Below are 13,824 nucleotides of genomic sequence, written 5' to 3'. Positions count from 1 at the left end.
CTTCGGATCGACACCCCCTCGACGCGAGCCTGAGCCGCGTTCCGACCGAGGGCGACGGGTGCTGATCCCGACGATCATCACGCTGGCGCTGCTGCTGGTCGTCGGCTCGCTCTTCGTGAGCCTGTGGACCGAGCGGCTCTGGTACAAGTCGGTCGACTTCGAGGGCGTGTTCACCACCGTCCTGCTCACGCGGATGGGCCTGTTCGTGGCCTTCGCCCTGTTCGGGGCGCTCGTCGTGGGCGTCAACGTGTGGCTCGCGCACCGCAACCGCCCCAACCCGCTCGGCCTGCGTCGTGACGACCCGGCCGCGCGGTACCGCATGGCGATCGCGCCGATCGCCCGCTGGGCGCTGCTCGCCGTGGCGCTGTTCGTGGGCTTCTTCTCCGGCATCATCGGCAGCAGCCGGTGGGAGTCGTTCCAGCTGTGGCGCAACGGCGAGTCGTTCGGCACGAAGGACCCGCACTTCGGCAAGGACGTGGGCTTCTACGTCTTCGACATGCCGTGGCTGCAGTTCCTGGTGTCGTACCTGTTCGCCCTGCTGATCCTCACGGCGATCGCCGTGGCGTTCGTGCACTACGTCTTCGGCGGCATCCGGCTCGGCAACAAGGGCCCCAACTTCAGCCGCGCCGCGCAGATCCAGGTGGCCGTGCTGGTCGGCCTGGCGATGCTCGTGCGCGCGGCCAACTACTGGCTCGACCGCTACGCGATGTCGTACGACACGTCGGGCCTGTTCGACGGCATCACCTACACCGCGGCGAACGCCGAGATCCCGGCCAAGAACATCCTCATGGTCGTCGCGATCCTGTGCGCGCTGATGTTCTTCTCGACGATCTTCCTGGGCTCCTGGACGCTGCCGGCGCTGGGCCTGGGCCTGTGGTTCCTGACCTCGCTGCTGATCGGCGCCGCGTGGCCGGCCATCATGCAGCAGTTCCAGGTCAACCCCTCCGAGCCCGACCGCGAGGGTCCGTACCTGGAGAAGAACATCGAGGGCACCCGCGAGGCGTTCGGGGTGGCCGACGTCGCCACCCAGGACTACTCGGCCAAGACCGAGCTGACGCCCAAGGAGCTCAACGCGTCGGCCGAGGCCCGCGTCAGCACCCGACTGCTCGACCCCACCTTGATCTCGCCCGCGTTCCAGCAGCTGCAGCAGGTCCGCGGCTACTACACGGTGCAGAACACGCTCGACGTCGACCGGTACGCGCTCGGCGACGACCCGCAGCCGCAGGACGTCATCATCGCGGCCCGCGAGGTCGACCTCGACGGCCTGCAGTCCACGCAGCGCACGTGGTCGAACGACCACACGGTCTACACGCACGGCTACGGCGTCATCGCGGCGTACGGCAACCAGCGCGGCTCGCAGGGCGAGCCGGTCTGGGTGGCCAAGGACATCCCGCCCACCGGCGAGCTCGAGTTCGACAAGGCGCCGCGCATCTACTTCGGCGAGAAGTCGCCGAGCTACTCGATCGTGGGTCGCCCCGACGGCGCCAACCCGATCGAGGTCGACACGCCGCGCGGCGGAGGCACCGCCGAGGACGAGGCCCCCGAGGGCGGCGACTCCACCGCCAACACGTACGACGGCAAGGGCGGAGTCGGCATGGGCTCGCTCTTCCGCCAGGCGCTCTACGCGTTCAAGTTCGCCGAGCCGAAGATCGTGCTCTCGGACCGCGTCAACGAGAACTCCAAGATCATCTACGACCGCCACCCGCGCGACCGCGTCCGCAAGGTCGCCCCGTGGCTGACGCTCGACGGCGACACGTACCCGGCCGTCGTCGACGGCAAGGTCGTCTGGATCGTCGACGGCTACACGACCAGCAAGACCTACCCGTACTCGGAGTCGCGCTCGCTGAACACCGCGACGAGCGACACCCTGACCGAGGGCGCCAGCCAGATCGCGCTGCCCACCGACCAGGTCAACTACATGCGCAACTCGGTCAAGGCCGTGGTCGACGCGTATGACGGCACCGTGAAGCTCTACGAGTGGGACACCGAGGACCCGATCCTGAAGACCTGGTCGAAGGTCTTCCCGGACGTCGTCGAGCCCAAGTCGACGATCAGCCCCGAGCTGCTGCAGCACCTGCGCTACCCGGTCGACCTGTTCAAGGTCCAGCGCGACGTGCTCAGCCGCTACCACGTGACGAACGCGCAGACGTTCTACGAGGACGGCGAGCGCTGGAAGATCCCCGAGGACCCGTCCGCGTCGGGCAGCACGAAGCAGCCTCCGTACTACCTGTCGACGAGTCGACCGGGCGACGAGACGCCGAAGTTCAGCCTGACGAGCATCTACCTGCCGAACAACCGGCAGAACCTCGCGGCGTTCATGAGCGTCAACTCCGAGGCGTCCGACACCGAGAACTACGGCAAGCTCCAGGTGCTCGAGCTGCCCAGTGACACGCGGGTCGGTGGCCCGAACCAGATCGCCGCGCAGTTCGAGTCCGACGCCGGCGTCCGTGCCGCGCTGCTGCAGTACGAGCAGTCGCAGAACACGCGGATCCTGCGCGGCAACCTGCTGACCCTGCCGGTCGGCGGCGCGATGCTCTACGTCCAGCCGATCTACATCCAGCGCGTGGGCGAGGGCTCCTACCCGGTGCTCCAGCTGATCACGGCGACGTTCGGTGACGGCGTCGGCGTGGGCCAGACGCTCGACGAGGCGCTGCGGGTCGCCCTCGGCCTGGAGGAGGGCAGCGCTCCGGCTGCCGACGACGAGCCGGCGCCCGAGCCCGGAGCCGGCGGTGGTGGCGGTGAGGCGAAGACGGCCGAGCAGTACCTGGCTGACGCGTCGCGGTACTACGACCAGGCCCAGGCCGCCCTCGAGGACGGCAACCTGGCCACGTACCAGGCACGCATCGACGACATGGCCGCCGCGCTCGAGGCGGCGCAGCGGGCGCTCGAGAAGTAGGCCGCGCCGGCGTCAGTCGGTGGGGGAGTCGGTGACGTCGGCGACGGTCGCGTCCAGGGCGGCGATGACGTCCCGGGCCTCGACCGTCACGGCGACGCCGTGGGCGCCGGCACCGAGCGAGATGGTGCCGGTGACCTGCTCGTCGGCGACCACGGGCCACGGGTGCGACGAGCCGAACGGCGTGATCGTGCCGCGCTCGTAGCCCGTGGCGGCGAAGGCGTCCTCCGGCGGTGGCATCGAGAGCCGCGAGACGCCCAGCAGGCCGCGCAGCTTGGGCCAGCTGATCTGGCGGTCGCCGGGCACGAGCACGAACAGGTGGTCGTCGTCGGCCCGTCGCACGACGAGCGTCTTCACGATGCGGTCGGGGTCGACGCCGCGCAGGGCGGCCGCCTCGGCCAGCGAACCGACGTGGCCGTGCCGCGTGACGCGGTAGGGGACGCCGGCCGCCTCCAGGGCGGCGATGGCTCGTTCCTCGCTCATGATCCTCCTCAGAACACCTGGCGCAGGTTCGCCCTGGCCAGGTCGACCAGCTCGTCGCCGCGTCCGGACATGACGGTGCGGAGCGCGTAGAGGGTGAAGCCCTTGACCTGCTCGGCCTTGACCGACGGCGGGACGGTGATCTCCTGCCGCTCGGTGATGACGTTGACCAGGGCGGGCCCGTCGTGCGCGAACGCCTCGGCCAGTGCGGGCTCGAGGTCGGCCGAGTGGTCGACGCGCAGGCCCAGCAGGCCGATCGAGCGGGCGACCTCGGCGAAGTCGGGATTGGCCAGCTCGGTGCCCCAGTTGACGAAGCCGGCGGCCTTCATCTCGAGCTCGACGAAGTTCAGCGAGCTGTTCTCGAAGACCACGATCTTCACGGGCAGGCGCTGCTGCACGAGGGTGATGAGCTCGCCGAGCATCATCGTCAGGCCACCGTCGCCGGACATCGCGATCACCTGGCGGCCCGGGTGGGCGGCCTGCACGCCGATGGCCTGGGGGAGGGCGTTGGCCATGGACCCGTGCGAGAACGACCCGACGATGCGGCGCCGGCCGTTCATTGTCAGGTAGCGCGCGGCCCACATGACGGGCGACCCGACGTCGGGCAGGAACACCGCGTCGTCGGCGGCCAGGCGGTCGATCGCCCGGGCCACGTACTGCGGGTGCTGGGCGCGTCCCTCCTTCACCGGCTCGTCGAGGTCGTCGAGCTTCTCGCGGGTCCTGGCGTAGTGCTCGACGGCGTCGTCGAGGTGGCGGCGGTCCTTCGTGCGGTCGACCAGCGGCAGCAGGGCCTCGGCGGTGTCCTTGACGGTGCCGACGAGGCCGAGGTCGAGGGCCACGCGCCGACCCAGCTGCTCGCCGCGCACGTCGACCTGCACGATCGTCGCCTTCGGCGGGAAGAAGTCGGGGTAGGGGAAGTCGGTGCCGAGCATCAGCAGGGCGTCGCAGGACTCGATCGCGCGGTAGCCGGACGCGAACCCGAGCAGGCCGGTCATGCCGACGTCGTACGGGTTGTCCCACTCCAGGTGCTCCTTGCCGCGCATCGCGTGCACGACGGGGGCGCCGAGGTGCTCGGCCAGGGCGACCACCTCGTCGTGAGCGCCCGCGCACCCCGCGCCGGCGAGGATCGTGACCTTGCCGGCCGCGTCCAGCAGCTCGGCGGCGCGGCGCAGCTCGTCGACCGACGGCAGCACCCGCGGCTCCGCGGGGCGCACGGTCGTGACGGTCTCGTCATCGGCGTCCATCAGCGCGATGTCGCCCGGCACGACGAGCACGGCCACGCCCCGCTGCTCGATGGCCGCACGCAGGGCGATCCGCAGCATCCGCGGCATCTGGGAGGCGCTGGAGACGTGCTCGGCGAAGACGCTGCACTCGCGGAAGAGCTCCTGCGGGTGGGTCTCCTGGAAGTAGCCGGTGCCGATCTCGGACGTGGGGATGTGCGCGGCGATCGCCAGCACCGGGACCCGCGAGCGGTTCGCGTCGAACAGCCCGTTGATCAGGTGCAGGTTGCCCGGGCCGGCACTGCCCGCGCACACGGCCAGGCGGCCGGTCGTGGCGGCTTCGCCCGCGGCGGCGAAGGCGGCGGCCTCCTCGTGGCGGACCTGGACCCACTCGATCTCGGAGGTGCGCAGCGCGTCGGTGAAGCCGTTCAGCGAGTCGCCGGGGATGCCGTAGACGCGCTCCACCCCGTTCGCCTCCAGGGTTTGAACGATGTTCTGCGCGATGGTCGCCATGGGTTCGACGCTAGGCGGGGTGGGCCGCCACCGCACGGGAGAGCGCCCGGCGGGTGGCCACGACCCCCGGGGACTGCGCCGACGCGCGCCGCGCGGAGGTGAAGATCGTCCGGCGAGGCCGTCCTTCGAGGTCGTGCAGGGCGACCGGCGGCTCGCGGTTGAGCCACAGCAGGTCGGGCAGCAGGGCGACGGCGTGACCGGACTCGATCAGGCTCACCTGCGCCTGCAGGTCGGCGGTCTCGTAGCGGACGTCCGGCTCGAAGCCGGCGAGCCGGCAGGCCTGCTCGGCGAAGTGCCTCGACGCGACCCCCGGCGGCTCCATCACCCACGGCGCGTCGGCGGCCTGCGCGATGGTGGTGATCTCGCGGAGCGGCGAGCCGGACGGGGGCACCGCCAGCCGGACCTCGTCGGTCGTGAGGTCGACGGCGTCGAGCTCGGCGTGCCAGGGTGGGCTGTGCCCGGGGTACTTCTCGGCGATGACGAGGTCGAACTCGCGGGCCCACGTCTCGTGCAGCGCCGACTCGGGCTCGCGCTGGGTCATGGTGACGCGCAGGCGCGGGTGCTCGGCCTCGAGGATCGAGAGGGTCGTGGGCATGAGGGCCAGGGCCGCCGACTGGAACACGGCCAGCCGGAACGTGCCGGTGGCCTCGGCGAGGGAAGCGGCCAGGTCGGACTCGGCCTGCTCGAGTCGCTCGAGGACGGCGGAGGTGTGCTCGACGAGGATCTCGGCCTGGGGAGTCAGCTGGACGCGGCGGCCGACCTTGCGCAGCAGCTGGACGCCCACCTCCTGCTCGAGGAGGGAGAGCTGCTGCGAGACCGACGACGGACTCTGGTGCAGCGCGGCCGCCACGCTGGCGAGCGTGCCGCGGAGCTGGAGCTCGCGCAGGAGGCGGAGTCGTCGGACGTCGAGCACGGATCGTTCACCTCACCTGATCGTTATCGGTCACGAAAGATCGCTTTACCTTAACCAGTCACGCGGGTCAGACTGGCGGGGAACGCGAATCCGCTCTCGGAAGGCACGCCCGTGACCCAGCACGTGACCCACGACTCGGTGGTGCCTCCCGCGGGCGACCTGGGGGAGGAGTCGGTGGCCCTGGTGCGCCACTGGCTGGCCGAGTCCGCGAAGGTGCCGGCCGACCGGGCCGGCGCCCAGCTCGCCGCGTTGCTCAAGGACCCGAAGGGCCTGGACTTCACCGTCGGCTTCATCGACGGGGTGATCCGGCCCGAGGACCCGGTGATCGCCGCCCGGAACTTCGCCCTGCTGGCCCGGGACGTCCCGGCGTTCCTGCCCTGGCACCTGCGCCAGGCGGTCCGGGTCGGTGCGCTGGCCGGACGCCGCGCTCCACGCCTGGTGATCCCCGTGGTGCGGCGCGCCCTGCGCTCGCTCGTCGGGCACCTGGTCGTCGACGCCCGTCCGGCGCAGCTCGGCCGGGGGATCGCGAAGATCCGGCGCGAGGGCGTGCGACTGAACATCAACCTGCTCGGTGAGGCGGTGCTCGGCGAGCGGGAGGCGTCGCGCCGGCTGCAGGGCACGCACGACCTGCTGGCGCGGGACGACGTCGACTACGTGTCGGTCAAGGTCTCGGCGATCGTGCCGCCCCACTCGCGGTGGGCCTTCGACGAGGCGGTCGAGCACGTCGCCGAGAACCTGCTGCCGCTGTACGAGCAGGCGGCCGCGGCGGCCACGCCGAAGTTCATCAACCTCGACATGGAGGAGTACCACGACCTCGACCTGACTCTCGCAGTCTTCACCCGGATCCTCGACACGCCGGGCCTAGAGCAGCTCGAGTCCGGGATCGTGCTGCAGGCGTACCTGCCCGATGCGATGGCCGCGATGATCCACCTGCAGGAGTGGGCGGCCGCGCGGCGGTCGCGCGGCGGGGCCGGCATCAAGGTGCGCGTGGTCAAGGGTGCGAACCTGCCGATGGAGCGGGTCGACGCCGAGGTGCACGGCTGGCCGCTGGCGACGTGGTCGACCAAGCAGGAGACGGACGCCCACTACAAGCGGGTGCTGGACCACGCGCTGCACCCGGAGCGGGTCGCGAACGTGCGCATCGGCGTGGCGGGCCACAACCTCTTCGACCTCGCCCACGCGTGGCTGCTGGCCGGGCAACGGGGCGTCCGGGAGGGCGTCGACTTCGAGATGCTGCTGGGCATGGCGCAGAGCCAGGCCGACGTCGTGCGTCGCGAGGTGGGCAACCTGCTGCTCTACACGCCCGTCGTGGACCCGCAGGACTTCGACGTGGCGATCGCCTACCTGATCCGGCGGCTCGAGGAGGGCGCGAGCCACGACAACTTCATGTCGGCCGTCTTCGAGCTCAACGACAACGACGAGCTGTTCGAGCGGGAGAGGGACAGGTTCCTGGCGTCCCTGGCCGAGGTCGACGACTCCGTGCCCGCACCGCACCGTACGCAGGACCGGTCGGCACCGGTGGAGGCCATTCCCAGCGGAACGGCCTTCGCCAACACGCCCGACACCGACCCCTCGTTGGCGCCGAACCGGGCGTGGGCGCGCGCCATCCTGGAGCGCGTGCCGGCGTCGACCCTCGGCGCCGACCTCGTGGAGGAGCACACCCTGCGCGACGCGGAGGCGCTCGAGTCGGTCGTCTCCGGTGCGGTGGCGGCGGGTGAGGCGTGGGGACGCCGGTCCGGGGCCGAGCGTGCCGAGGTCCTCGAGCGTGCCGCGCATCGCCTGGAGCAACGCCGGGCCGACCTGCTCGAGGTCATGGCGTCGGAGGCCGGCAAGACCCTCGACCAGGGCGACCCCGAGGTGTCCGAGGCGATCGACTTCGCGCGCTACTACGCGCAGTCCGCGCGGGAGCTCGATGCGGTCGACGGTGCCACGTTCGTGCCGTCGCGCCTCACCGTGGTGACGCCGCCGTGGAACTTCCCGGTCGCGATTCCGGCCGGTTCGACACTCGCGGCGCTGGCCGCGGGCTCGGCGGTCGTGATCAAGCCGGCGCCCCAGGCCGCGCGCTGCGGCTCGGTCATGGTCGAGGCGCTGTGGGAGGCCGGCGTGCCGCGCGAGGTGCTGCGTCTCGTGCACGTCGACGAGTCCGACCTCGGCCGGCGCCTCGTCTCCGACCCGCGGGTCGACCGGCTCATCCTGACCGGCGCCTACGAGACCGCCAAGCTGTTCCGGACGTTCCGGCCGGACCTGCCGCTGCTGGCCGAGACGAGCGGCAAGAACGCGATCGTCGTGACGCCCTCGGCGGACTTCGACCTCGCCGCCAAGGACATCGCCGCGTCCGCGTTCGGGCACGCGGGCCAGAAGTGCTCGGCGGCGTCGCTGGTGATCCTCGTCGGGTCCGTCGCGGAGTCGACCCGCTTCCGCGAGCAGTTGGTCGATGCCGTGACGTCACTGACCGTCGGCTGGCCGCAGGACCCCGAGACGCAGATGGGTCCGCTCATCGAGCCGGCCGCGGGCAAGCTGCTCAAGGGGCTGACGAAGTTGAGCAAGGGTGAGGAGTGGCTCGTCGAGCCCCGCCGGCTCGACGAGGAGGGGCGGCTCTGGACCCCGGGGATCCGGACCGGCGTGAAGGGCGGATCGCGCACGCACCTCAAGGAGTACTTCGGTCCGGTGCTGGGCATCATGACGGCGGACTCGCTCGAGGGCGCGATCGAGCTGCAGAACGCCGTGGACTACGGACTGACCGCCGGGCTGCACTCGCTCGACCCGGAGGAGATCGAGCTCTGGCTCGACCGGGTGGAGGCGGGCAACCTGTACGTCAACCGGGGCACGACGGGCGCGATCGTGCGGCGCCAGCCGTTCGGCGGCTGGAAGAAGTCGTCGATCGGGCCCGGCACGAAGGCCGGTGGACCGCACTACCTGTTCGGACTGGGGGAGTGGGCGCCGGCGCCTGCGACCGCGGGTGCGGACCTCGGCGAGAGCGCCACGATGCTCCTGCAGGCGGCGCGTGACGCTGAGCTGCCGGCGGCCGACCTCGCGTTCCTGGAGCGCGCGTTCGCCAGCGACGCCCTGGCCTGGCGCGACGAGTTCGGTGTCGTCACGGACGTCTCGGGCCTGGCGGCCGAGCGGAACATCCTGCGCTACGTGCCCGTCCCCCTGGTCGGGATCCGCCTGGCGGAGGACGCGCGGCTGGTGGACGGTCTGCGGGTCATCGGGGCCGGCCTGTTGTCGGGGGCGCGGCTGATCGTGTGGTCGGCCTTCGAGCTGCCGAGGACGGTCACCGATGTGATCCAGCGGCACGGTGCCTCGTGGATGATCATGGACGAGGCGCCGTGGACGGCGGTGGCCCCGAGCTACCTCGACTCCCGGCTCCGGCTCGTCGGTGGCAGCCGCTCGGCGCTGGAGGAGCAGAACGGTGGCGACCCGAAGCTGGCGGTCCATGCGCACGGAGTCACCGAGTCGGGCCGCGTGGAGCTGCTGCCGTTCCTGCGAGAACAGGCGATCAGCATCACCGCGCATCGCTTCGGCACGCCGAACCACCTCACCGACGCGCTGCTCTGAGCGGCCCCGTGGTCGGGAACACACCCACCCCGATTTGGGCTCGCAGTAACCCTCCGGTAATGTTGTCTGAGCAACGCGGGGTGGAGCAGTTCGGTAGCTCGCTGGGCTCATAACCCAGAGGTCGCAGGTTCAAATCCTGCCCCCGCTACAAAGTTCAGGCTCGGAATCTACGGATTCCGAGCCTGAAAGCATTTAGAGACTTGATTCTCGTACCACTTACGGCTGAGTTATCCGGACCAACCACGTCCCCGCTTCGCGTCGTAGTCGTCGGCCTTTGCTGAGCGCGTGACGCTGACGGCCCGCTGGTCGGTTGTCGCCATGACTGACCTCACTACCACCACCGCCCGCGACCTCCTGCCCGAGTGGCGCCTCGCGCTCACCTCCGAGCGCAAGAGCCCCAAGACGATCGCCCTCTACCTCGACGCCGTCGGCCGCTACCTGACCTGGACCGAGACCCAGGACCTGCCGCCGATGCGACGCACCAGCCTGCAGACCTGGATCACGACCATGCTGGCTGCCGGTCGGTCGCCCAGCACGGCGCGGATCCGGCAACAGGCCGTGCGCCGCTACGCTGCCTGGCTTCTCGCAGTCGGGCACCTGGATGGTGCCCCGTTCCAGGGCATGACCTCGCCCAAGCTGGACCAGCCCGTGGTCGACCCGCTCACTGTCGCGCAGGTCCGCGCGCTCCTGCAGACCTGCCAGCCGGAGGCCGCCGACGTTCCCGCGACGGCGCGTCCGCTACGGCACGCCCGCGACGAGGCAATCATCCGGCTGATGGCCGAGACCGGGATCCGGCTCAGCGAGGTCATCGCCCTCACCGCGGGCGACCTCGACCTCGCGACTGGCCTCGTCACGATCCGGCGCGGCAAGGGCGGCCGCGGCCGCGTCATCCCCATCGGCCAGGCCACAGCTACCGCGATCCGCACCTACCTCGCCGTTCGCACCACCCAGCCCCATGCCGATCGCGAAGAACTCTGGCTCGGCGAACGTCGCTGCGGGCTCGCCGCCGACGCCCTCTACCGCTCCCTGCGCCGACGCGCCGAACGAGCCGGCATCACCGGGTTCCGACCCCACCGACTCCGCCACACCGCGGCCCACCGCTGGCTGGCCGCCGGCGGCTCCGAGTCCGGCCTGATGGCCATGGCCGGCTGGACCCGCGTCGAGATGCTCATCCGCTACACCCGCGCCAACGCCAGCGAACGCGCCGCCGCCGAAGCCCGGCGTCTCGACCTCGGGAACCTGTGAACGCGTTGGAGCCTCGGGAGAGCGGAAGAAGACCCACCCGAAGATTGAAACGCTCCGTTTGCTTCGAGTATTGCGAATTCGTGCCCGCCTCGAGAAAAGAAGCACCATGACCGCATTGACCACTCGTCCCGTCCAACCCCGGCAGCGCCGCCGTCGCGCCGCGCCGCACGTCAAGGACGACCTCGCCACCCACCCCGACAGCGTCATCCGACTCCTCCCGGCCGCGACCCCAAGGAGACGCTTGTTGTGCTGGCGCAGTCGAGCTCGCCACCCAGCAGGCCGCAGAGCTCCTCAACGTCAGCCGGCCCTGCCTCATCGGTCTGCTCGCCGCCGGCGACCACGAGTACCGCAAGGTCGGCAAGCACCGCCGGATCAAGGCCAGCCCCTGATGGTCTACATGGCCGTGATGAACAGGGGCCGCCCCGCGACGCCGCCGACGGACTGACCAGGAGAAGGGCGTGCTTGACGGTGCTGTTCGTCGTCCTCTGCGACGCAGACGTGCTCTACCCGAGCATCTCCGGGACTCGCTGATGGGCATTGGCCGAGACGGGCTCGTCCAGGCGGAGGGGATGGACTAGATCCTCGACCAGGTCTTCCCGACCTCGTCGCGAGCCGACCCGGCCTCGACCCGCAGAAGCGTGCCCGTACGCGTGAGCTCATGAACCGTGCCGTCCGTGACTGCTTGGTATCTGTCGGTGCCCATGCCTTCTTAGCTGCCGCTTCGCATCCGGATTGCCAGCCGCCGGTTCCACCAGCCCGGCTGGGCGGCCGCTTGCGCCAGCAGACGGTCGTACTCGCGCGGTGTCAGCCAGCGCAGTGCCGGTACGGCGACGAGGCCGGCCGCGAGCGCCCACGGCCAGGCGCTGAGGTTCTCGACCAGTCCGCCCACGACGGCCACGGCCGACACCTGGAGCACCATGTTGTAGGGAACGATCAACACGCCCTCGATCCCCTCGCACTCCACCAGCCAGGGGAGTCCGTGCCAGGTCGCCCGCGGCCAGCTCGCATAGTGCGAGATCACCGCGGCCGCGAACAGCCCGTTCGCGGCCGCGAACCTACGGTCTCCGCGCGGGCCAGGGAGACGACCGGCGGTCCGGTAGGCGCCGGCGGTCGCCAGGGCGTACCCCGCGACGGCGGGCCGCACGCCGATCCGCGGGGCACCCGGCACCCCGACCCCGACGGCTAGCTCGTAGCCGAGGTGGCTGGCCACGGCGACTATCCCGAGCCGGGTCCAGCGACGGTAGGGCATGCGTCTCAGGGTACCCGCGCGGCTACTGGTCAGCGGACGTCCTCGGACCGGGACAGGAGTCCGCACTCGCGCGTGTGCGGACCGGCGGAGTGGTCGACCAGACCGTGACGAAACGGCGGCGAAGTTGACGTTCGCACAGGGTCGTGACCACAGCATTCCCGGAGCGTCTCGACGGCATGCCGCAGCCCTCGATGACCGTGCCCTCCCAGTCTTGGAGGTCGCCGTAGGTGCTTGGCTCGGCTCTGCGGTGGACGACCCGTGCCAGGAGCCAGCGGAGCGTCTGCGACGTCCTCGGTGTCGAGGACACGGTGCGGGTCGATCGCGGATCGTCTCGTATGTCGTCCGTTCCGCGTTGGGCGTCTACTGCATGGGCAGCGAGATGTAGCCCCGGATCGGGCCGGAGTGGAGCCTGACGGCCGCGTCGAGGTCGACGTCCCAGTCAGGACGGCGAGTCAGCAGTGTCTGGAGAGCGATGCGTGCTTCGAGGCGGGCCAAGGATGCGCCGAGGCAGAAGTGGATGCCGCGTCCGAAGGCAACCTGTCGTTCGGGGTGCCGGTTGACGTCGAAGCGGTCTGCGTGGGGAAAGGCGTGATCGTCGCGGTTGGCCGAACCGAAGAGAAGCAGCACCGTGTCACCGGTCTGCATGCTTTCCCCGTGCAGCTCCACCGGCGCGGTGAGGGTTCGCGCGAGGCCCTGGACGGGTGAGTCGAAGCGAAGTAGTTCCTCGACCGCGGCCGGCACGAGTTCTGGGTCGTCCGCCAGCTGCTGTCGGACATCGGGGTGCTGGGCGAGCACCACGGCGCTGTTGGAGAGTAGGTTGGTGGTGGTCTCGTGCCCGGCGACGAGCAGCAGTAGGCAGAACCCGAGCAGCTCTTCTTCGCTGAGGTACTCGCCGTCGACTTCGGCCTGGACGAGTGCCGTCATGAGGTCGTCTTGAGGGTGCGCGCGTCGCTCGGCGAGGAAGGCTGTGAAGTACTCGTAGAGCGCGGCGGCGGCATCCAGCCCGGCGCCGAACTCTCCTCGGACAGGATTCGACTGGATCAGCGTGGTGGACCATGCCCGGAACTGATCACGGTCGTCACGCGGAACGCCGAGCATGTCCGCGATGACGATGGCGGGAAGCGGGCCGGCGAACCCGGAGACGAACTCCCAATTGCCTGCCTCCGGAGTTTGGTCGAGGAGGTCCTTGACCAAGGTCTCGATGTGCGGCTCGAGCGCTGCGATGCGACGCGGGGTGAAGGCTCGACTGACGATCTGGCGCAGCTGGGTGTGCCGGGGTGGATCGCTCATGATGAGCATCGGCAGGAACAGTTCCGTCATGTCGACCCCGGGTGGGGTTGGGAAGATGCCCGACGCTGAGGAGTACGTCGCCGGGTCGGCCAGGGCGGCGGAGACGTCGTCGTACCGGCTGAGTACCCACGAGTTGGCCTCGCGCGACCAGTGGGCCGGGGAGTTGGCCCGCAGCTCTCGGTAGACGGGATAGGGGTCAGCTATCACCTCGGCGTCGAACGGGCTGTAGGTCAGTGGCTGATCGCTCATCGAACATCTCCTTCGCGGTCGCTCCTTCATCCGCAGCCCTCGGCTGTGATCGATGTCGAGTACGGACAGTGGGCGGGGGCGACGACCGTGCCGCCCACCGACCGTCGCTCGGTGGGCCGCGTCATCTTCTGAACTCTTGGTTTGTACTGTGAGTACAACATACGATGTCGCATAGGTCGAGACCCGCGACCTCACCGAGATCGACGGCACCCGA

The 13,824-nt window shown here is 70.3% G+C and carries 8 protein-coding genes, 1 tRNA gene and 1 pseudogene; 5 read left to right on the top strand and 5 right to left on the bottom strand.

Translation table 11 applies throughout. The features are described 5' to 3' along the window. Positions 1–58 precede the first annotated feature (58 nt). Positions 59–2,896, top strand: coding sequence for a UPF0182 family membrane protein (locus tag AFL01nite_RS07865; RefSeq protein WP_246119642.1), 2,838 nt, complete (start codon positions 59–61; stop codon positions 2,894–2,896). Positions 2,897–2,908: 12 nt separating this feature from the next. Here AFL01nite_RS07865 and AFL01nite_RS07860 read toward each other — a convergent pair whose 3' ends face one another. Genes AFL01nite_RS07860 through AFL01nite_RS07850 form a run of 3 tightly spaced genes read right to left on the bottom strand, consistent with a single transcriptional unit; the run spans position 2,909 to position 6,019 of the window. Next, a complete protein-coding gene (locus tag AFL01nite_RS07860) occupies positions 2,909–3,376 on the bottom strand; it encodes an aminoacyl-tRNA deacylase (RefSeq protein ID WP_146827124.1) in 468 nt (155 codons plus the stop codon). 8 nt (positions 3,377–3,384) lie between these two features. Then, positions 3,385–5,106 (bottom strand): ubiquinone-dependent pyruvate dehydrogenase, encoded by a 1,722-nt coding sequence (poxB, locus tag AFL01nite_RS07855; protein ID WP_146827123.1) that lies wholly within the window; start codon positions 5,104–5,106, stop codon positions 3,385–3,387. Positions 5,107–5,116: 10 nt separating this feature from the next. Beyond that, the gene (locus tag AFL01nite_RS07850; RefSeq protein WP_146827122.1) at positions 5,117–6,019 is read right to left on the bottom strand and encodes a LysR substrate-binding domain-containing protein; all 903 of its coding nucleotides are present in this window, start codon (positions 6,017–6,019) and stop codon (positions 5,117–5,119) included. A 111-nt stretch (positions 6,020–6,130) separates the two neighbouring features. On the opposite strand from AFL01nite_RS07850, the gene AFL01nite_RS07845 reads away from it, so the two are divergent. The 4 genes and pseudogenes from AFL01nite_RS07845 to AFL01nite_RS15710 form a co-directional block, all read left to right on the top strand. After that, a complete protein-coding gene (locus AFL01nite_RS07845) occupies positions 6,131–9,577 on the top strand; it encodes a proline dehydrogenase family protein (RefSeq protein ID WP_146827121.1) in 3,447 nt (1,148 codons plus the stop codon). A gap of 74 nt (positions 9,578–9,651) precedes the next feature. Next, positions 9,652–9,725: transfer RNA gene (locus AFL01nite_RS07840), tRNA-Met, on the top strand. Positions 9,726–9,895: 170 nt separating this feature from the next. After that, complete coding sequence (locus tag AFL01nite_RS07835; protein ID WP_084527694.1) at positions 9,896–10,822, top strand: tyrosine-type recombinase/integrase; 927 nt, start codon at positions 9,896–9,898, stop codon at positions 10,820–10,822. Positions 10,823–11,097: 275 nt separating this feature from the next. Further along, positions 11,098–11,211 (top strand): annotated as a pseudogene (locus tag AFL01nite_RS15710) (MerR family transcriptional regulator); the annotation flags it as partial. 320 nt (positions 11,212–11,531) lie between these two features. On the opposite strand, the gene AFL01nite_RS07825 reads toward AFL01nite_RS15710, so the two are convergent. Together AFL01nite_RS07825 and AFL01nite_RS07820 are read right to left on the bottom strand one after the other, a co-directional pair. Continuing rightward, the gene (locus AFL01nite_RS07825) at positions 11,532–12,071 is read right to left on the bottom strand and encodes a hypothetical protein (RefSeq protein WP_135268390.1); all 540 of its coding nucleotides are present in this window, start codon (positions 12,069–12,071) and stop codon (positions 11,532–11,534) included. Between the two features lie 360 nt (positions 12,072–12,431). Next, positions 12,432–13,640 (bottom strand): cytochrome P450, encoded by a 1,209-nt coding sequence (locus AFL01nite_RS07820; protein ID WP_246119641.1) that lies wholly within the window; start codon positions 13,638–13,640, stop codon positions 12,432–12,434. Positions 13,641–13,824 lie beyond the last annotated feature (184 nt).

The organism is Aeromicrobium flavum (assembly GCF_007992115.1).
GTDB lineage: Bacteria > Actinomycetota > Actinomycetes > Propionibacteriales > Nocardioidaceae > Aeromicrobium > Aeromicrobium flavum.
Note: the sequence above shows the minus strand (reverse complement) of the source record. Positions and strands in the feature narration are given on the sequence as shown.